This is a genomic window from Sphingobium sp. CCH11-B1 (assembly GCF_001556865.1).
Classification (GTDB): Bacteria; Pseudomonadota; Alphaproteobacteria; order Sphingomonadales; family Sphingomonadaceae; genus Sphingobium.
Genome location: NZ_LSJY01000078.1, coordinates 38,842 through 56,869, shown reverse-complemented (window position 1 = coordinate 56,869; position 18,028 = coordinate 38,842). Strand labels below are relative to the sequence as shown.

Genomic DNA, 18,028 nt, shown 5'->3' with positions numbered 1-18,028 from the left:
CTGAGAACGGCGGAGCAATATTCAACCACGCTAGCGGCGGGATAGTCCCGCTGCGGGCGGCATAAAAGTCGTCCACCTTGAAGCCCTTCTGCCAAGTCAGGGAGGTAAGGATCTGCAGCGTGGAACATTATCTGAAGGTACGTTTGGCTTGCGCGGATGGCATGAGCCAGCGGGCGGCGGCGAAGCGTTGCAATGCGTCGCGCGATACGGTGCGCGAGATGCTGTCGTTTTCATCGCCGCAGGGTTACCGGCGTCAGACTGTACCGCAGCGCCCGAAGCTGGACGGATTTGCGGCGATCATCGATGATGGCTTGAGGGTGACCCCGGCGTCCCGTGCAAGCAGCGCCATAGGGCGAAGCGGGTATTCGACCATTTGCGCACCGAGCATGGTTTCACCGGCGGCTATGCGATCACCAAGGATTACATCCGGAAGCGCGAGCAGCGCAGCCGGGAGATGTTCGTGCCGCTGGCACACCCGGCAGGAGATGCGCAGGCCGATTTCGGGAAGCTCTGGTGGAGATCGGCGACGCCCTGCAGAAGGCTTACTTCTTCGCGCTCGATCTGCCGCACAGTGATGCCTGCTATGTGCGGGCCTATCCCGCGGCAGGCTGTCAGCACGCTGGCCTCGAATAGCATGTTCGGCTTCTTCACCTTTATCGCGCCAATCCTGACGAACCTCGGCGGTGTGCCGGACGGCGGTGTTGGCTATGTTCTGCTGGCGGCTGGCATTGGCCTGACGGGTAAAAATTATCTCGGGGCACGTCTTACCGAATGGCGGGCGGGACCCAGCCTCGTCGCGGTGCTGATCGGTGTCGCGACGGTACGGCTGATCTTTGCCGCACTGGGCGGGACACCATGGTCCGCGACCGCGATCGTCACTATGTGGGGAGTCCTCGCTTTCGCCGTCTGCGCGATCACACAAGCGATAGTGGTCGAAGCCGCCAGCTCAGCTCCGAACCTTGCTTCCAGGCTTAACATCAGCGCCTTCAATCTCGGCAATGCCATCGGTGCGGGGATGAGCGCCGCCCCCTCTCGGCCGGGCTAGGCCTGTCGGCAATTCCGTTGCTGGCGGCCATGGTGGCCGGACTGGCGGTGGCGATGGCGATCATCTGATCGTAGTCGAGCGAAATCAGGCGGGCAGTCCCGCACAGAGCCGGTTGGCTATCGACAATGGGAAAATGTAATGTGGCGGAGAAGGTCAAGCCATGACCATGCACCGGTGCTGCATCGGGGTGCGGCCCATGACGCGGCGGAAGGCGGTGCTGAACGCGGCTTCCGATTCATAGCCGACCGAAAAGCCGATGGTGGCCACACTATGCACGCCGAGCCGCATCCGCCAGCCCGACAGATAGTCGAGCGGCGTCTGCCCGACGACATCGCGGAAGCGTTCGGCGAAGGTGGTGCGCGACATGCCGGCGAGACCGGCAAGCTCCACCAGCGTCCAGCGGCGTTGCGGCTCGGCGTGCATCGCGCCGAGCGCGCGGGTCAATCTCTGATCGGCCAGCGCGCCCAGCCAGCCGGATTGCTTGCCGGAGGCGAGCCAGAGCCGCAGCACCTGAAGCAGCATGATCTGCGCGAGATGATCGGCCATCAACGCGCCGCCGGGCGATCCCTGTTTCAGTTCCAGCGCCAGTTGTTCCAGCGCCCAGCGGAGCACCGCCGCCTGGCTAGAGGCATCGCGGATATGGACGATGGCGGGAAGCGCGCCGAACAGCAGCCCGGCGTGATCGCCCTCGAACGAAAATCGCCCGCCGATCAGGAAGAAATCGCCGCCGCCGTTGCAGGTCGCGATGCCGTCGATTGCGTGATCGTAGATCGACGCGGAGTCGATGGGCAGCGACGGGTTGTCCGTGGCGAACAGGAACGGTCGGCCACGGGTCAGGAGAAAACAGTCTCCGGCTTCGATCCGAATCCGTTCGGCTTCTCCTTCCACACTGACCCAGCAGGCGCCTCGCATCACGGTATTGAACTTGATGCCGTCATGGGCGGGGAACCGGATCGCCCATTCGCCGCCGGCATCGAGACCGGCGCTGATCGCCGTCTTGGGTCTCAACAGGGAAAGAACATCCGACAAGGGGTCCAAAGCGGCCAATCCGTATTATCGCGAAAGATAATCGGACTATACAGCATGGATCGTTCGGCGGCCATCGCTCATCCTCTCCATAGTGCCAGCGCCCGCATCAAGCGCGAGCGTCCCGACCTCGGAGAAGCGACATGACAGACCACCAACACCCTTTGGATTCAGGCTTCGGCGCCCGCACAACGGCATCCGATGTGCTCGCCGGCATGGACCTGACCGGCAAGCGCGCGATCGTCACCGGCGGTCATTCCGGCCTCGGGCTGGAAACGACGAAGGCGCTGGCGGCGGCCGGCGCGCAGGTGATCGTCGGGGCGCGGAACCCGGAAGTGGCACGAATGGCGACGCGCGATATTCCGGGCGTGACGGTGGATGCGCTTGATCTCGGTGACCTCGCCAGTGTCGATCTGTTCGCCAGGCGTATCCTCGCGTCCGGGCATCACATCGACATGCTCATCAACAATGCCGGCATCATGGCCTGCCCTGAGACGCGGGTCGGGCCGGGATGGGAAGCGCAGTTGGCTACCAACCATCTGGGGCACTTCGCGCTGACGAACCGGCTCTGGCCGTTGCTGGAAGGCGGCGCGCGGGTGGTTTCCGTCTCCTCTGCCGGCCATCACGCCTCGCCGATGCGCTGGGACAACGTGCAGTTCACGGGGGGCTATGACAAGTGGCTGGCCTATGGACAGTCGAAGACGGCGAATGCCCTGTTCGTGGTCCACCTCGACCGGATCGGCCGGGATCGCGGCATCCGCGCCTTCTCGCTCCATCCCGGCAAGATCTTCACGCCGCTCCAGCGTCACCTGACGCAGACAGAGATGACGGCGGAAGGCTGGCTCGATGCCAACGGCAATCCGGCCGATCCGACGTTCAAGACGCCCGCCCAGGGCGTGGCGACGCAGGTGTGGGCGGCGACATCGTCACGGCTCGATGGGCTTGGCGGTCTCTATTGCGAGGATTGCGACATCGCCGTCCGGGCGGAGAAAGCTGGCGAACCGTTCGTCGGCGTCAAAGCCTATGCCACCGATTCCGACGTAGCGGAGCGGCTGTGGAACCTGTCGGTCGAGCTGACAGGGTTATCCATCGATGATGTGAGGTCTTGAGACGACGGAATGGTGAAGCGAAGAGAACATCCTGAGCTTCGCCAACTCCGCTATTTCGGGGCAGCGACTGAACATGAAAGTCTTCGTAAGGCCAGTAGCGCTCTCGGAATCCAAGAATCGGCCATCAGCCAACGTGTCCGCGATCTTGAAGACCAGTTGGGGGCCTCGCTCTTCATCGTCTGACAACCGGCGTCACGTTGACCTGACCGGGTCTACGATCCTGCCCTGCAGATCTCCCTGATCCGCGTGAACTCGGCGCGCAGCCGCGCCGCTGCAGGGCTGGAGGGGGGAAAGTCCGCCTTCAAAGCCTCTTCGTAATAGTCCACCACATGTTCGAGTTGCCCAAGTGCCTGTTCCTGTTCGACCTCCTGCCGAAAGGCCGATGGGCTGGTGCCGGAATAACCTTCGAACATCGCGATGAAGGTGTGCTTGTACTGGATCTTGCCGGCCACGATTCCGAATGGGCGATTGGCGATATGCCATGCTGCAAGGGTGCGGCGGAAGTGGCGTGTCGTGAATCGCTAGGAGAGCCCTCGACCTCCGGGATCGTTTGGCCATCGTATGCCATGCCGTCGATGCCAGCGCGGAAATCTTTGATAAGCCGACCGATTCCAAGGCGCAGTTCGCCTAAAGCGGAGTTCACCATCGCCAAGCTCTGCCAGATCGTCTCCGTGCCTCGTGCGGCACGCGGGCCTTCGCTGATGCGGTGGGCCACGGCGACCACCCGCATCACGTGGGCGACCGCAATCCACTCTGCCTCTTCACCGGCGGGCTCGCGCATCTTGTAAACGATGCTTCTGATCCGGTGCCATTCGAGGAGACCATCGGCACTGCGGCCCGTTGAGCAACACCCGAGTCGCATGGCCTGCAACTCGCTGTCGCGCGTGTGCTCAGCGCGACCAGGGGGCGTGATAGAAGGCGCCTGTCCCCGGCAAGCGCGTTCTCGCGCTCGATGCCGGCGTAATCATGGAGCCGCCGCAGCAGCCTGACCGGAAGCCTGATCCCTGGGCCGTCCGCCCTTGGCGATCGACCCCGGCAGGAAAAATGGCAGAGACACATGGCCGATGAAAGCCGCTCTGGCGCGGGCAGTTCGATTGCCAGCGGGCGCTCTGCTGGCCGACGGCGGTGCGCCCATCGAGCCTGCAAGACTGATCGTGCAGATGCTGGAGCGCTTCATTGCCACGGATCGCGGCTTCGCCAAGGTGCGGCGGAACATAAGCAACTGCGTCCACCCAGCGAAGGATCAGTCAGAGCCCTCGCAATAATGAACACGCGACACTACCTCGAGATTTGCGTCGCAGGCTGTTATCGTGTTCAGGCTGCCAAGCGGGCTTCTGGCACGTGCCGGCTGCGGTTGAGATTTGATCATTTGCCATTCGATCAAGTGGCGGCATGCACTGCCACTCATCCCAATCACCACGGATAAGAGCTTGCGACTTGTACTTGTTCCCGGCCTTCTGAATGATGCTGCACTCTGGCGCGATCAGATCGATCCGCTTTCCGAAACATGCGAACCTGTGGTCGCCGATATCACCCAGGCCGAGACACTAGCCGAAATGGCGGATGCTGTCCTAGACGCTGGCGGCAAAACCTTCGCTCTGGCAGGCTTTTCTCTAGGCGGTATCGTTGCGCAACAGATAATGGCAATCGCACCCGACCGGATAACGCATCTGGCGCTGCTTGACACGACAATAAAACCCGACAGTGCGGAACGTGCCGAGGAGCGAGCCTTTTTCACATCGCTTGCTCGAAATCCCGGTCGTTTCCACGGGTTCGGAGAGAAGCTCCTGCAACGCTATCTCGCGCCGGAAAATCTTGGCAATGAAGCGATGGCGGATCGTATCCGCGCAATGACGGCGCGGTTGGGACCGGAGGTCTTCATCCGCCAGAGCCTCATCCCGAGGCCGGACAGTCACGACATCCTGCGAACGATCAAGGTGCCGACGCTGGTGCTTTGCGGGTTACATGATCAACTCACCCGGCCTGATGTCCACCGTGAGATGGCCTCGCTCATCCCGCAAGCAAAACTCGCGATTGTCAAGCATGCCGGACATATGACGCCAATCGAGACCCCTGATGTCGTTTCCGTCGCCCTGAAGCGGCTCCTTGAGCGTTGACGGTATATGCGATGCAAAGCGAAAATGTTTTGGCGCGGGACTTGAGCCATCCTCCTCGGTCTACGCGGCGGCTCGAACAAGCAGACCTTGTCGCGGCGGTCAATGAAACGAGAGAGTGGCCTTGTATCTGATCTGATCGTTCAGATCACGATGCCGATCTTGCCGAAATGCGCCTCGCTTTCCTGATAGCGAAAGGCTTGCGGAAGCTGATCCAAAGTGAATGTCCGGTCGATCACAGGTTTGAGGCCGGTCGCCTCGATCGCCCGCACGAAATCCTGCTGCTGACGGCGGCTGCCGACGATCAGACCTTGCACCACCGCCTGACGGGCGAGAATGGCTGCGGTGTTGATCTCGCCGGAAACTCCGGTCAGAACGCCGATCAGCGAAATATGTCCACCCACCTTGATGGCCCGCACGGATTGATTGAGCGTGCCGCCGCCGCCAACCTCGATAACATGATCCACGCCTTCCCCATCGGTCAGATCGAGCACTTTCGAGCCCCAATCGGGAACCGTCCTGTAGTTGATCATGCAATCGGCGCCGAGTTCCCGGATCCGCTCCAGCTTCTCGTCGGAGGAGGAAGTGGCAATGACGGTTGCGCCCATTATCTTGGCGATCTGCAAGGCAAAGATCGAGACCCCGCCGGTCCCGAGCACGAGAACACGGTCGCCAGCCTTGAGGCGTCCATCTCCCGCAAGAGCCCTCCATGCCGTGACGCCCGCGGTCGTCAGCGTCGCGGCTTCGATATGACTGTAGCCCTGCGGCGAATGGGTAAACCAGGTAGCCGGACGCAGGACAATCTCGCGTGCGTAACCGTCTACGCCATCGCCGGGAACGGTAGCGAAATCCCCGACACGCGGCCCACCATCGCTCCAGAACGGAAAAAAGGTGGAGACCACCGCATCCCCAACGGCAAACTCCGTGACACCTTTGCCGACAGCCTCAACCTCTCCCGCTCCGTCGGACAGAGGAATGCGGCGGGAAAAGGCCGGTGCATGGGATCGAACCACGCCATAATCATGGTAGTTCAGCGAACTGGCGTGGATACGGACCCGGATTTCACCAAAACCGGGCCGACCGGGATCGGGAAGATTGACCATTTCGAGCGCATCTATGCCTCCGGCCTCACCGATACGGACAGCTTTCATATGATACCTTTCCGGCTATTCTCCAAAATGGAGAGGGTTGAACGCCGCTAACCGGCACCGGCATGTGCGATTGGCGAGACCCTCGCCATAGTGCCTGACGGCGATCGCATTTCGAAGCGCGCTATGCGGAGCGATCCGACAGACCCTCGACCGAAGAAGGCGGTTTGGTGCAGTCATGTTTCACCGACTCATTTTGAGTAATCAGCAAGGAGCCGCGTTGATTACGCACATGGATCCAGAGCCAGCTCCAGGCCACGCTCATGCGATTGCGAACCCCGATAAGAAAGTAGATGTGGGCGAGGCCCCATAGCCACCAGGCGAGCGCTCCGCGCAGTCTGATCCATCCGAAATCGATGATGGCGAGGCGCTTGCCGATCGTCGCGAGACTTCCCTGATGGCGATAGCGGAAGGGAGCCGCACTTGATTTTCCGGCGACCCGCCGGCGGATGGACGCCGCAACATAGCCGCCCTGCTGTTTCGCGGCCGGGGCAATGCCGGGGACCATGCCGCCATCCGGTGCCCGCACGGCAGCCGTGTCGCCGATAACAAAGATTTCGGGAAAGCCGGGGACGGTCAGATCCGCCTCGACGATGACGCGCCCGGCACGATCGGCCTCGGTCTCGATCCACCGCGCCGCGGGTGAGGCCTGCACACCGGCTGCCCAGACGATGGTTGCGGCGGCAAGCCGTTCACCGCCATAAATCACCCCGTCGGCAGAGCAGTCCGTGACGGGTTCACCAAGAACGACCTCTACTCCCAGCTTCTCCAGCGAGTGATGGGCGTATTGCGCCAGCCCTTCGATGAAAGCCGGAAGTATGCGCGCACCGGCCTCTATCAGAACCACCCGCGTCATGCGCGTGTCGATCGATCGGAAATCGCGGACCAGCGTATCGTGCGCCAGTTCGGCGATTGCTCCCGCCATTTCCACGCCCGTGGCGCCGCCACCGATCACGACGAAGGTCTGCAACGCCTGCCGGCGTTGATGATCGCTCTCCCGTTCAGCCTTTTCAAATGCCAGCAGAATACGTCGCCGGATCGTCGTCGCATCCTCCAGCGTCTTCAGGCCTGGCGCTACATTCTCCCAGGCATCATGCCCGAAATAGGCATGGCGTGCTCCCGTGGCGAGGACGAGAGTGTCGTAAGCAACAGAGGAGCCGTCATCGAGAAGAACATGGCGCCGATCCTTGTCGATACCTTCGACTTTCGCAAGCAGTGTGCTGACATCGGAGCGATCGCGCAAAAGATGACGGACCGGCCAGGCGATTTCCGATGTTGCCAGCGACGCGGTGGCAACCTGATAAAGCAACGGCTGGAAAAGATGGTGATTGCGCTGATCGACAAGAGTTATGTCCACCGGCGCTCCATTGAGCCGATGGACGACCTCGAGCCCGCCGAAGCCTGCGCCGACGACGACAACACGGTGAGGAGAGGCAGAAATTGTCTTGCGCGATACCATTGCCGCCGCTTTCCCTGCTGACATCGAAGGTCTCGATATGAAGCCGTTGGTCCAGGGCCATACGAAACAGCCTTGGGCCTCGACTTTTCCCTCCGCGCATAGGCTCCGAAGCGCCCTCACGTCCCTGATATGGTCGTCTCCAGGAACTGCCTGACAGGCTCGCCGTAGGGTGGACGCACCAGCGCGTCACCCTCTTGACGATCCGTTTGCCGAAAGATCGCCTTCGGATGGCTGAAGCTCAGGAACCCCCACTTTCCATGGTAGTTGCCCATGCCGGAGTCGCCGATTCCGCCAAAAGGCAAATCCTCCACCGCAACATGACTGACGCAATCGTTGATGGTCACCGCGCCGGACGTCGTCGCGTCGAGGATATGCTTTTCCTCCTCCGCATCCTGCCCGAAATAGTAGAGTGCAAGCGGTCGGGCATCTGCATTGATCAGATCGATGACGTCATCGATCCGATCGTAGGAAAGGACCGGCAATGCAGGACCGAAGATTTCCTCATGTCTTATCCGCATCTCTGCGGTCGTATTCAGGACGAGCGTCGGGGGGACTCGATGTGCGGACTGCTGCGAAAAATCCTCATCGGACGGATTAATCTCGATGATCGTCGCGCCTTTTTCCTTCGCATCGCTCAGCAGTCCCGTGATGCGATTATAATGGCGTTCGTTGATGATCGACGTATAATCGGGGTTCTGTTTCAGCGTCGGAAACATCGTTGCGACCGCGGCACTGGCGGCTTCGACAAATGATTCCTCGCGCCCTCGGGGAACAAAAACATAATCCGGCGCGAGACATATTTGCCCGGCATTCAGCGTTTTTGCCGCCATGATCCGGCCGACGGCCAGTTCGAAATCCGCCGATCCGCTGATGATCACCGGCGACTTTCCGCCCAGTTCAAGCGTCAGCGGCGTCAGATTGTCTGCCGCAGCGCGCGCCACATGCCGAGCCACCGCCGTTCCGCCGGTAAACACCAGATGATCGAATGGAAGAGCGGTGAAAGCAGCACCGATATCAGGTCCACCCGTCACGACCGCCAGTTCGAGCTCATCAAAGCTGCCGGCAACCAGTTGTCGCATGAGCTCGGAGGTTACAGGGGTCAATTCCGACGGTTTCAGGATCGCCCGATTGCCCGCGCCGAGGACACCGATCACCGGACCGAAGGCAAGCTGGACCGGGAAGTTCCACGGGCTGACCACACCGATGACGCCTTTCGGCTGGAACGCTACATGGGCTGCCGTGCCGGGATAGGGCGGGCTATAGACTTCAGGATCCATCCAGTGCGCGAGATGCGCCTTGGTGTGTTTGATCGATTCGAGCAGCGCCACCACGTCGTAAAAAAGGCTGGCTTCGCGGATGTGGCTACCGAAGTCTTGCGAAATGGCGTTGGCGATATGTTCGCTATTTGTGGCCAGTAGCGAGGCCAGACGATCAAGGCGATCGAGACGCAGGGCGAGATCAGGATATCCATCCGACAGATAGGCCTGCTTCTGACGCCGGAGGAGGTTTTTCATCTCATCCTCACCGGTTTCCATGCCGGGAGAATGTGTCTCGGGATTACTCATGGCGTTTCCTTTCGCGGCATGAACGCCGCCGCGCAACGCGCCCTTGCGGGTCTGCGCACTCAGAATGAGGTGATGATGCTGCGGGCGATCGTGCCGCCTTTGAGCGCCTCGTAAGCCTCGTTGATTTGGGAGATGTTGATTTCCTGCGAAACGAGGTCGTCGAGATTGAGCCGCCCCTCGAGGTAGAGTTGGGCGTACATCGGAATGTCGTGCTTGATATTCGTCGACCCCATCATGACACCCTGTACCTTGCGCTGCATCGGCAACAGAGCTTCCATCAGCGGGATTTCAAGCTTTGTTCCAGGCTTGTGAACACCGATCAGATAGGCTCCGCCTCCGACACGGGTCATCAAAATCGCCTGCTCGGAGGTCGCCTTGAGACCGATCACTTCGAAAGCGTGATCGACGCCGCCGGCGGTCAGGCGCAAGACTTCAGCGACAGGGTCCGTTTCTGCCGAATTGACGGTGTCCGTAGCGCCGAACCGCTTGGACAATTCAAGCTTGGCGGGTTGCAGATCGATAGCGATGATCCGTGTGGCGCCCGCGAGCTTGGCTCCCGATATCGCATTCAGGCCGACGCCACCCACACCGATCACGGCAACCGTATCGCCCGGCCGCACATTTGCCGTGTTGATAGCGGTGCCGGCTCCGGTGATCGTCCCGCAGCCCAGGATACAGGCCTGGGGAAATGGAATGTCTTTGGGAATCTTCGCCAACTGGTTCTCGTGCACCAGCGACATCTCGGCAAATGCCGAGGTACCGAACGCGGGGGTAACTGCCTTACCCTTATATGTGAGGCGTTGGCCCAGGGCCGGATCGCGAAGCGATTCTCCAGGACTGTCGCATTGGAACGTGCGGCCCGACAGGCAGGAGAGGCAATGCCCGCAATATTGAATGAGCGCGGCGGCCACATGGTCGCCGATCGCAAATTCCCGCACGTCCGGCCCAATGGCCTTTACGATCCCTGCAAGCTCATGACCGAAGACGGCAGGCAAAGGGACGCCGAAGTCGTTATGGGCAAAATGAAGGTCCGTATGGCACAAGCCGGACGCCTTGACCTCGACCAGAACCTCCCTGCCGATCGGAGCGGCAATGTCGATATCCTCGATCTCGAAACGGTTGCCGGTTGCGTTCAAAACCGCGGCTTTCATCGTTTTCCTCCAGCGTTGCTTTTTCCTCGGCTGAACAGCATCTTCAGGATCTTCCAGATCAGCCCTGGCGTTACGAACTTCAAAGCGGCTCGTAATTCGTCGGGCTTGAGGACGACTTTCATGGGCATGGTGCCCATGACCTTGCCTTCAATCAGAATACCTTGCTCATGAGGTGCCACGGAGGCGACGTCCATCAGGATCGTCTTGTCGAGTGTGAACAGCTTGACACTCTTGCGGGGCACTTTTGAAGCGCCATTGGGTGCGGGTGACGTCATTGCGTCACCTTGTCGAAGTCCCAGCCCTTGTCATCGAACAGCTTTACCGCGGTAACCCGGCCGCCACCGCAGACGCCACCTGCGGTTGGATGCATGAACACACCTGACAGGTACAAGTCCTCAACACCAGGCACGGTGAATTGCGATAATGACGGTGTCGGGCGATGCCCCTGACTTTGAAACAGTGGAGAGGCAAGGCCGGACACATCCCCGTTCTGGAAGGTCGGCGAGTACGCGGCAATGTCGTCAGGCGTGTCGAAAGCTTTGCCGATAACGCTTGCCTTCAGTCCCGGCAGGAATGAATCGACCAGGTTCAGCGTTTCCTCCTCAACCTCTGCCTTATGTTCAGACCAGGAAGAACCGTCGGCCAGTTTGAACGGCATGATCCGCCAGACCAGGAAGGTAGACTTGCCCTCCGGTGCACGGGTTGGGTCCACCGCGTGCGTGGAAATAGTGCCCAGCGAGGGAATCGTCGGGATGTAGCCGTTACGGACGTCAAACAGCACTTTCTTGTAATCCGCCAGCGATGTCGGGCACAGACCGTGCAGCCAGGCATGATTGATGTCCGGATGGGCATAGGTCGGCGGCTTGTCCAATGCGTAGTGCGCCGTGACGCAGCAGAAGGGCGCTGTTTCCGCGCGATCGATTTCATACATAGTCTGATCTTCGAGAATGCCTTCATCGAGCATCTTCGGCAGATTGAACGGGTGGATCTGTCCAACCACGGCTTCCTTGGCGAAGATTTCTGCGCCATCCGCAAGACGCACGCCAACCGCCCTGCCATTGCTGGTGAGGACCTTAACGACGGTGGAATCGGTGCGCAGGTCTGCTCCGTGATCCTTCAACTGGCGCACCATCGCATCAACCAGCGCGCCGCTACCGCCTCGCGGTGTCTGTAAACCATATTTCTCGATGAACGCCGGGTACATGAACAGAGCACCACCTTCACCTCTTGCCTCGGGATCGACGAAGTGTTCGGTCAACAGACGCATCATGTGAATCTTGAGTTTATCGCTCTCGAAACGTTCATTCAGAATGCCGAGCGGACTGTTCTCCAGTTCGTGCAGGATGTTGCGACCTTCCGCCCCCTGATCGAGCAAGGCAATGAACGCCCCATATGGCGGCGGAGGCACGAACATCTGTGCGGTCGCCATCGGCACGAAGGCGGAACTCTCCTGGTACAGCTTGTAATAGGCGTCGGCGTCCCTGCGGGAGCAGGTCGAGGCGATGTTATCAAGAGTGCGCTCGAGATCGTTGTATCCGATGAGGGTGCTGCCATCGGTAAACGTCGTCGCATAGGCTGCGTTGGGACGGATATATTCCAGGCCGTACTTGCTCTTCAACTGAAGCTCGTCATTGGCGATGAGCGGGTTGATGAGAATACCGAGATGAGCCGACGAATGCAGATCGTGCTTGAAACCCGGGACGGTTACCTCCTTCGTCGCAACGCCCCCACCGAAATAGGGCTTGCCCTCCAGAACGAGGACCGATTTACCCGCCTTAGCAATATAGCCCGCTGTGGTCAGGCCGTTGTGACCGCCGCCGACGACAATAACATCAAATGTTTCAGACACCATTTTACTCCCAAAGGGCAAGGGTTGCTTTGGGAAACTGGTAATAGTCAGTTGAAAGACCGGTTAGGACGTTTGAGCACTATATGCGGGACGATCGAGCACACGCTGCATACAGGCCCCGGAATCAAAGACTGGCCAAGGCACCCTACACTGAGGAGTTGCTTCTTCCAGCGTTGACGCACCGCTGCCGTAAGGCGTATTAAAACTGGGTCAGGTCCATTGCGCAGGATGAGGTAGCACCAAGAGGCTTTCCTCGTGTGAAAGAGGAAGGAACTTGCCACATGGTGACGATTTCCAATGGCTCGGACTGGTCGTGGTCATCAGTCTCTACCTCGCGGGCCTTGGCGGAAACGGAAGAGCTCACCTCGCGGGAGATTGGCAGCACACGGATAAACGACGAGTCCGGCCAGTATCGAATGCTCTGGCAGCATTACGAGATGGGGCCGGTCGGGCTTAACTTCCTGACGGTCAGCCCCCAGCGGGTTATCCGCAACCAATCGATGATCGAACGCGATCGGAACAGGGATTTTCACATCATGCTGCTGCGGTCCGGTGTGGCGCATGCGCAGCAAGGCGGCAAGAGTTGTGACCTTCCTGCCGGAACAATGTACCTTCTGGACTGCGCCCAACCTTGGGACATCCTGTTCCCGGCCGATCATTATTGCCTGACGGCTCATATAGACTATCGCTGGCTGCAACACTGGCTGCCCGAGCCTTCTATTTTGGCTGGCCGGGCGGTTGACGCGAGCGGTTCGTGGGTTCTGCCATTGGTCAGCATGATGAATGCGATCGCAGCCGATGGTCTTGACAACGCTCCGCTGCCCCGCGCCCTGCTGGCAGACCAGATGGCGGGCTTGCTGGTTCTTGCTCTGGGTCCCCACGAGCATATGCAAAGACGTCATGAGACGGAATTGGTAAAACGTATCCGCGCGATTATCCGGGATCGGTACGACCGGAGAGATCTGACAGCGAAGCAGGTCGCAGATGACCTGGGTATCTCACGTCGTTACCTCGACAAGATACTTGCCGATGCCAGGACAACGTTTCTGACATTACTCGAGGCCCAGCGCCTGGAAGCCGCGCGTTTGAAACTGGTAGACCACCGCAGCATGACGCAGATCGCCGAGATCGCCTGGTCCTGCGGATTCGCCGATCCGGGGTATTTTGCGCGCCGATTCGCACGACGGTATGGCATGTCGCCTAGCAGCTTCCGTCAGGCGGCCACCGACAAGCGGATGCAGTGACGCGGCCGAACCGGTACAGGCCAAAAGCGCTCCTCCCCCCCCCCCCTGTAAAATAAGGAAATCACTTGACCATAGCCTCCTCAATCCGCCGACGTAACTGGCGGACATCCCGTGCGGGCGGAGCGCCGAATTGCCGTAAATATTCGCGGCGGAACTGGGACGCGCGCTCGTAGCCGACGGCAGAGGCATTATGTTCGCCGCCAAGCAACAGGCGGTGCGCCGCCTGCAACGAAGCTCCTTCCGGTATTGCAGTGGGGTGAAGCCAGTGATCGCTAGGAAATGCCTATGCAGGATGGGACGGCTCATGCCACTCGCCTCGTACAACGCTTCAATGCGCAACTATGGTAAGCGCCGACGGAAGGCGGCGTTGACGCAGCCTTTCAGGATATCCGGCGTGTTCGCGGTGCCCATTTTTTCCCGAGCGCTTCCAGCCGTGCTTCGATCACCCCATCTCTCTGTGATCATGCGCAGAATGGCTGGATGCATGCCCCCTTTTTTTGGCGACAGGGTTTCACCTGCTGAGGCGGTATATCTGGCGGGCGCCGCCTCGAAGCGAGCCTTGCAATTGGCAGAGCAGAACCAGAAGGTCCGTCCGCCGAACTCCAGCCGATGAGCCGCCGTCAACGGTTTGATCTCCATTCAGGAGACGGGTTGCCCATCCTCCGGTCGAGGATGAGCGTCATGTTGGTGCTGGTCGCTGTGCTGCGCGTTATGGTCGTTCGACGTCATGCCTCGCCTTCATTCTGCCTGAGGTGCTGCCATCTTGTGGTATTGAACAACCTTCCCGCTGCCTTTCACTCCAGCGCTGCGAGATCAGCGGAAACGAGATTTCGATCCAGTCCGCCAGATCGCGAACCCTGGTGGCAGCCTCCCGCCCCAAAGGTGTCAATGTATATTCGACATGCGGCGGCACGATCTTGTAGGCCATGCGGTCCACCAGGCCGTCTTTCTCCAGCCATTGCAGCGTCTGCGCGAGCATGCGTTCGCTGACGCCTGTTACCTTGCGGCGCAGATCGCTGAAGCGATGTGTGCCCGGCATCAGGGCGATCAGAACCAGAACGCCCCATCGGCTTGTCACGTGCTTAAGCACCTCGCGCGAAGGACAGTCCTCCACCATCAAGTTGCCCCGCTCGATCTTTTCCGAGAGGCTTTCGACAGCAACGTCACCAGCTTCGTGCGGAAGCATGTTCGATTTCATCAAACTTACCTTCGTGTGCGTACTTATTATCCCTTAGCATCGCCATACATGCGATTGACAGCAACGCACGACAAGGAGTTATCAAAATGATCATCGCCGTAAGTGGAGCAACCGGCCATCTCGGCCGCCTCGTGATCGACAAGCTGAAGGCCAAGGTCCTATCGACGGATATCGTAGCGCTGGCCCGCTCACCCGATAAGGCCGCCGATCTCGGCGTCGCTGTGCGCGCTGCCGACTACGCTATACCGCAAACACTGGAAGCAGCTCTGGCCGAGGTCGACACGCTGCTGCTGATCTCCTCCAGCGAGGTCGGCCATCGCGTGGTGCAACACGGAAACATCATTGATGCCGCCAGAACGGCCGGGGTTAGCCGGATCGTCTATACTAGCCTTCTCCATGCCGACACGTCACCGCTCAGCCTCGCCGAAGAGCACCGGCAGACGGAAGCGGCGTTGAAAGCTTCCGGCATCGGCCATACGATCCTGCGCAACGGCTGGTACACGGAGAATTACACCGGCTCTATCGGCGGCGCGCTGGCCGGGGGGGCCTTCATCGGCAGCGCCGGTGACGGAAAAATTTCCTCCGCGCCGCGTCTCGACTATGCCGAAGCCGCAGTCGCGATTCTGACCAGCGAGGGGCATGAAGGGAAGACCTACGAGCTGGCGGGCGACACCGCCTGGACGCTCAACGACCTTGCTGCCGAAATCTCGAAGCAAAGCGGCAAGGACATTCCCTACAAGAACCTGACGGAAGCTGAATATGCAAAAGCTCTTACCGGGGCCGGCTTGCCAGAAGCGCTGGCGAAAACGATCGCTGGCTGGGATGTCAGCGCTTCTCAGGACGCATTGTTCGACGATGACAAGCAGCTTTCGAAGCTGATCGATCGCCCGACCATCCCGCTCTCGGTCAGCGTCGCTGAAGCTCTTAAGTCCTTGGCATGAGGTACGGGGGTGGTCAGGCAGCTCGCCAATACGAGACAACGGTGAGAATCCGGAATTGCGTCTGATGCCTTCCTAAATTGGCCTCAGCCCGGAACCGCCTCGCCTGTCGTCATGTTCTTGAGCGCAATGGTCGTATCGGCAAGGAGCGCGGAGGCCAGCCGTGCACAGCTGTTAACCAGCGCCTTGCCCTGCACATAGTCTTTGACCGGATTGACGCAGTCCAGGGCGACCCGGCCCATTATTAGATAGATGACCGTGAAACTGCGTGAGGGGGGATCGCCGCACAGGACCGTCACGTCAAACCGGTGGATAGCCCGACAGTCTGGACCTTGAGGCATATTGGTTTGGGCAGAACCACAGCACGGAACGGCACGGCACGGCACGGCATGACACGGCATGACAGGACCACGCTTCTCTCAGAAGCGCCTGGGCAGTCATCTTCGCCATATCATCGGCATTCTGGACAGATTACAGCCGGATCGTCGCAGCGTCGGCAAAGCTGTTCACATGCGCTGCGCAGTCGACGATGGCGTAGATCTTGGTGAGGCTCGTTCGGCAACTCGCATCAACGTCGATGCCGTTGGCACGTCTCGTGCCGGTCGCGATCAGCGGCTCGTCCGCAGGAATGATACTGATGCCGGCGATCACCATATCTGCCGTTATGATCGATTCGTCGGCAACGCAAACGCTGCTGACACACCCTTGACCTCCGACAAGAGCCGCAACCTGTGCGCCGGTCCGCAGATGACGCCGGGCGCGCGATGCTCAGCTTAGTAGAGGGCCGACAATTCCGGTCCCACTACGCGCGCCAGGACACGAGGCAGGGCTTCCAGAGGCGTGACCGTCAGCACTTCGCCTGCTGTCAGGCAAGATCGGTTGCATCACGAGGACATACGAAGGATCGGCTTTATCGTGATACCGCTTTCGCTATCGGCGACGGCTTTGTTGATGTCGGCGAAGTCGTAAAATGTTACAAGTTTGTCGAACGGAAACCGGCCCTGGGCATGGAGATCTACGAGTTGGGGGATAAAGGTCTGCGGCACTACGTCGCCCTCCACGATCCCCATGATGCGCTTGCCGGGCACCATCACCATGTTGACGTCGAAACTCGCCTCCGTCCCAAGCTTGGGAGCCCCAACGATGCCGCAAGTGCCCTGTATCCCCAGCGCGTCGATAGCCTGGCGAAGCACATCGGGGCGACCGCTGCTTTCGAGAGTGAAGTCGGCGCCGCCGCCGGTAATTTCCTGGATTGCCGCTACAGGGTCCGCCTTCCGGCTGTTGACGACATGAGTGGCGCCAAGATCCTTCGCGAGATTGAGTCGGCTCTCCGTCACGTCGACCGCAATGATGCTGGTCGCACCAGCGACACGCGCCGCCATGATGGCGCTGAGTCCCACAGCACCCGAACCGAAGGCGGCAAAGCTCGCGCCAGCCGGCACCTTCATAGCACGCAACACAGCGCCCGCGCCTGTCTGGATCCCGCAGCCGAGTGGCCCGAGCAGATCAAGCGGCGCCTCTTTGGGAACCTTGACCAGGTTGCGTTCGGACGCGATTGCGAAGGATCCAAATGAGGATTGGCCAAAAAAATGATCGTGCAGCAAACCACCATGCGCGTCACACGTCGAAGTGCTCCCGTCTTTGCGACCACCGCCGAAGTTGAGTGCGAAGAAATCGGCACAATGCGCAGGATGACCTGACATACATGGCCCGCATTGCCCGCAGGAGGCAAAACTCAATACGACATGATCACCCGGCGCAACCGCTGTGACGCCTGGACCGACGGCTTCGACGACGCCCGATCCCTCATGTCCGAGCACGGCGGGCAACGGCACGGGATAATACTGGTCGCGGACAATGATATCGGTGTGGCAGACGCCGACTGCCACGATGCGCACCAGCACCTCGATGGCCCCGGGGCCATCGATCAGAGCCTCTTCGATCGCGAAAGGCGAGCCCTGCTCGCGAACCACTGCGGCGGTGATCTTGCGCTTTCCAGTCATCGCTTCTCCTGTCATATTTCTTATCAACAACGCCATTCATTCTCTCACGCTTTTAGAGTGCCTTACCAGTCTTTCAAAAGACCTTTGCGGTCTTGTCCTTATACCTATTCAGCATACCCCCCGGCCGACCGCTCAAATTTAGCCGCTTATCAGCTTGCTCTGGCAAGCGCCGATAAGCT

At 60.0% G+C, this 18,028-nt stretch carries 21 protein-coding genes and 1 pseudogene; 8 read left to right on the top strand and 14 right to left on the bottom strand.

Going from position 1 to position 18,028, the window contains the following annotated elements; genetic code table 11:
* Positions 1-119: 119 nt before the first annotated feature.
* Positions 120-606: pseudogene (locus AX724_RS08345) on the top strand (IS21 family transposase); the annotation flags it as partial.
* Positions 607-634: 28 nt separating this feature from the next.
* Positions 635-1,045, top strand: a complete 411-nt coding sequence (locus AX724_RS08340) for an MFS transporter (protein WP_066765286.1) — start codon at positions 635-637, stop codon at positions 1,043-1,045.
* Positions 1,046-1,198: 153 nt separating this feature from the next.
* On the opposite strand, the gene AX724_RS08335 is transcribed toward AX724_RS08340, so the two are convergent.
* Positions 1,199-2,074 carry an AraC family transcriptional regulator gene (locus tag AX724_RS08335; RefSeq protein WP_269454132.1) on the bottom strand — a complete coding sequence of 292 codons (876 nt, stop codon included), beginning with the start codon at positions 2,072-2,074 and terminating at the stop codon, positions 1,199-1,201.
* Positions 2,075-2,214: 140 nt separating this feature from the next.
* On the opposite strand from AX724_RS08335, the gene AX724_RS08330 reads away from it, so the two are divergent.
* Complete coding sequence (locus AX724_RS08330) at positions 2,215-3,180, top strand: SDR family NAD(P)-dependent oxidoreductase (protein ID WP_066765284.1); 966 nt, start codon at positions 2,215-2,217, stop codon at positions 3,178-3,180.
* A 9-nt stretch (positions 3,181-3,189) separates the two neighbouring features.
* Positions 3,190-3,363, top strand: coding sequence for a helix-turn-helix domain-containing protein (locus AX724_RS22745; protein ID WP_082733448.1), 174 nt, complete (start codon positions 3,190-3,192; stop codon positions 3,361-3,363).
* Positions 3,364-3,392: 29 nt separating this feature from the next.
* Here the strand turns inward: AX724_RS22745 and AX724_RS08325 are convergent, their stop codons facing one another.
* Positions 3,393-3,632, bottom strand: a complete 240-nt coding sequence (locus tag AX724_RS08325; protein WP_066765279.1) for a hypothetical protein — start codon at positions 3,630-3,632, stop codon at positions 3,393-3,395.
* Positions 3,633-4,244: 612 nt separating this feature from the next.
* On the opposite strand from AX724_RS08325, the gene AX724_RS08320 reads away from it, so the two are divergent.
* Entirely contained in the window at positions 4,245-4,445 is a 201-nt protein-coding gene (locus AX724_RS08320) for a DUF2274 domain-containing protein (RefSeq protein WP_066765277.1), read from the top strand.
* A gap of 165 nt (positions 4,446-4,610) precedes the next feature.
* The gene (locus tag AX724_RS08315) at positions 4,611-5,297 is read left to right on the top strand and encodes an alpha/beta fold hydrolase (protein ID WP_066765346.1); all 687 of its coding nucleotides are present in this window, start codon (positions 4,611-4,613) and stop codon (positions 5,295-5,297) included.
* 140 nt (positions 5,298-5,437) lie between these two features.
* On the opposite strand, the gene AX724_RS08310 is transcribed toward AX724_RS08315, so the two are convergent.
* From AX724_RS08310 to AX724_RS08285, 6 genes are all read right to left on the bottom strand, one after another.
* Complete coding sequence (locus tag AX724_RS08310; protein WP_066765274.1) at positions 5,438-6,445, bottom strand: zinc-dependent alcohol dehydrogenase family protein; 1,008 nt, start codon at positions 6,443-6,445, stop codon at positions 5,438-5,440.
* Positions 6,446-6,566: 121 nt separating this feature from the next.
* Complete coding sequence (locus AX724_RS08305; RefSeq protein ID WP_156448025.1) at positions 6,567-7,901, bottom strand: NAD(P)/FAD-dependent oxidoreductase; 1,335 nt, start codon at positions 7,899-7,901, stop codon at positions 6,567-6,569.
* Positions 7,902-8,017: 116 nt separating this feature from the next.
* Positions 8,018-9,466, bottom strand: coding sequence for a coniferyl aldehyde dehydrogenase (locus tag AX724_RS08300; protein WP_066765272.1), 1,449 nt, complete (start codon positions 9,464-9,466; stop codon positions 8,018-8,020).
* A 59-nt stretch (positions 9,467-9,525) separates the two neighbouring features.
* Positions 9,526-10,617, bottom strand: a complete 1,092-nt coding sequence (locus tag AX724_RS08295; protein WP_066765270.1) for a Zn-dependent alcohol dehydrogenase — start codon at positions 10,615-10,617, stop codon at positions 9,526-9,528.
* Positions 10,614-10,892 (bottom strand): hypothetical protein, encoded by a 279-nt coding sequence (locus AX724_RS08290; protein WP_156448024.1) that lies wholly within the window; start codon positions 10,890-10,892, stop codon positions 10,614-10,616. The genes AX724_RS08295 and AX724_RS08290 overlap by 4 nt, the downstream gene beginning before the upstream one ends.
* A complete protein-coding gene (locus AX724_RS08285; protein ID WP_197421513.1) occupies positions 10,889-12,466 on the bottom strand; it encodes a phytoene desaturase family protein in 1,578 nt (525 codons plus the stop codon). Before AX724_RS08285 ends, AX724_RS08290 begins: the two co-directional genes overlap by 4 nt.
* Before the next feature lie 281 nt (positions 12,467-12,747).
* Between AX724_RS08285 and AX724_RS08280 the strand changes: the two genes are divergently transcribed.
* Entirely contained in the window at positions 12,748-13,710 is a 963-nt protein-coding gene (locus AX724_RS08280) for a helix-turn-helix domain-containing protein (RefSeq protein WP_066765265.1), read from the top strand.
* A 61-nt stretch (positions 13,711-13,771) separates the two neighbouring features.
* Here AX724_RS08280 and AX724_RS23980 read toward each other — a convergent pair whose 3' ends face one another.
* The 3 genes from AX724_RS23980 to AX724_RS08275 all read right to left on the bottom strand — a co-directional run bounded on the left by AX724_RS23980 (position 13,772) and on the right by AX724_RS08275 (position 14,908).
* Positions 13,772-13,939, bottom strand: coding sequence for a hypothetical protein (locus tag AX724_RS23980; RefSeq protein WP_197421512.1), 168 nt, complete (start codon positions 13,937-13,939; stop codon positions 13,772-13,774).
* A 110-nt stretch (positions 13,940-14,049) separates the two neighbouring features.
* The gene (locus AX724_RS22735) at positions 14,050-14,349 is read right to left on the bottom strand and encodes a YHS domain-containing protein (protein ID WP_082733447.1); all 300 of its coding nucleotides are present in this window, start codon (positions 14,347-14,349) and stop codon (positions 14,050-14,052) included.
* A 70-nt stretch (positions 14,350-14,419) separates the two neighbouring features.
* Positions 14,420-14,908, bottom strand: coding sequence for a winged helix-turn-helix transcriptional regulator (locus AX724_RS08275; RefSeq protein WP_231736579.1), 489 nt, complete (start codon positions 14,906-14,908; stop codon positions 14,420-14,422).
* An 86-nt stretch (positions 14,909-14,994) separates the two neighbouring features.
* Here AX724_RS08275 and AX724_RS08270 point away from each other — a divergent pair, with 86 nt between their 5' ends.
* Positions 14,995-15,849 carry an SDR family oxidoreductase gene (locus AX724_RS08270; protein ID WP_066765263.1) on the top strand — a complete coding sequence of 285 codons (855 nt, stop codon included), beginning with the start codon at positions 14,995-14,997 and terminating at the stop codon, positions 15,847-15,849.
* Between the two features lie 83 nt (positions 15,850-15,932).
* Here AX724_RS08270 and AX724_RS24425 read toward each other — a convergent pair whose 3' ends face one another.
* From AX724_RS24425 to AX724_RS08260, 3 genes are all read right to left on the bottom strand, one after another.
* A complete protein-coding gene (locus AX724_RS24425; protein ID WP_231736577.1) occupies positions 15,933-16,187 on the bottom strand; it encodes an oxidoreductase C-terminal domain-containing protein in 255 nt (84 codons plus the stop codon).
* Between the two features lie 130 nt (positions 16,188-16,317).
* Complete coding sequence (locus AX724_RS24420) at positions 16,318-16,593, bottom strand: FAD-dependent oxidoreductase (RefSeq protein ID WP_231736588.1); 276 nt, start codon at positions 16,591-16,593, stop codon at positions 16,318-16,320.
* 137 nt (positions 16,594-16,730) lie between these two features.
* Positions 16,731-17,885: an NAD(P)-dependent alcohol dehydrogenase gene (locus AX724_RS08260; RefSeq protein ID WP_269454131.1), complete on the bottom strand. Its 1,155-nt coding sequence runs from the start codon at positions 17,883-17,885 to the stop codon at positions 16,731-16,733.
* Positions 17,886-18,028 lie beyond the last annotated feature (143 nt).

Excerpts from the sequence above, each read along its gene's own strand:
- AX724_RS08340 (WP_066765286.1), top strand. The coding sequence starts at position 635 with ATGTTCGGCTTCTTCACCTTTATCGCGCCAATCCTGACGAACCTCGGC.
- AX724_RS08330 (WP_066765284.1), top strand. The coding sequence starts at position 2,215 with ATGACAGACCACCAACACCCTTTGGATTCAGGCTTCGGCGCCCGCACA.
- AX724_RS22745 (WP_082733448.1), top strand. The coding sequence starts at position 3,190 with ATGGTGAAGCGAAGAGAACATCCTGAGCTTCGCCAACTCCGCTATTTC.
- AX724_RS08320 (WP_066765277.1), top strand. The coding sequence starts at position 4,245 with ATGAAAGCCGCTCTGGCGCGGGCAGTTCGATTGCCAGCGGGCGCTCTG.
- AX724_RS08310 (WP_066765274.1), bottom strand. The coding sequence starts at position 6,445 with ATGAAAGCTGTCCGTATCGGTGAGGCCGGAGGCATAGATGCGCTCGAA.
- AX724_RS08305 (WP_156448025.1), bottom strand. The coding sequence starts at position 7,901 with ATGGTATCGCGCAAGACAATTTCTGCCTCTCCTCACCGTGTTGTCGTC.
- AX724_RS08300 (WP_066765272.1), bottom strand. The coding sequence starts at position 9,466 with ATGAGTAATCCCGAGACACATTCTCCCGGCATGGAAACCGGTGAGGAT.
- AX724_RS08295 (WP_066765270.1), bottom strand. The coding sequence starts at position 10,617 with ATGAAAGCCGCGGTTTTGAACGCAACCGGCAACCGTTTCGAGATCGAG.
- AX724_RS08290 (WP_156448024.1), bottom strand. The coding sequence starts at position 10,892 with ATGACGTCACCCGCACCCAATGGCGCTTCAAAAGTGCCCCGCAAGAGT.
- AX724_RS08280 (WP_066765265.1), top strand. The coding sequence starts at position 12,748 with ATGGTGACGATTTCCAATGGCTCGGACTGGTCGTGGTCATCAGTCTCT.
- AX724_RS22735 (WP_082733447.1), bottom strand. The coding sequence starts at position 14,349 with ATGGAGATCAAACCGTTGACGGCGGCTCATCGGCTGGAGTTCGGCGGA.
- AX724_RS08275 (WP_231736579.1), bottom strand. The coding sequence starts at position 14,908 with ATGAAATCGAACATGCTTCCGCACGAAGCTGGTGACGTTGCTGTCGAA.
- AX724_RS08270 (WP_066765263.1), top strand. The coding sequence starts at position 14,995 with ATGATCATCGCCGTAAGTGGAGCAACCGGCCATCTCGGCCGCCTCGTG.
- AX724_RS24425 (WP_231736577.1), bottom strand. The coding sequence starts at position 16,187 with ATGCCTCAAGGTCCAGACTGTCGGGCTATCCACCGGTTTGACGTGACG.
- AX724_RS08260 (WP_269454131.1), bottom strand. The coding sequence starts at position 17,885 with ATGGCGTTGTTGATAAGAAATATGACAGGAGAAGCGATGACTGGAAAG.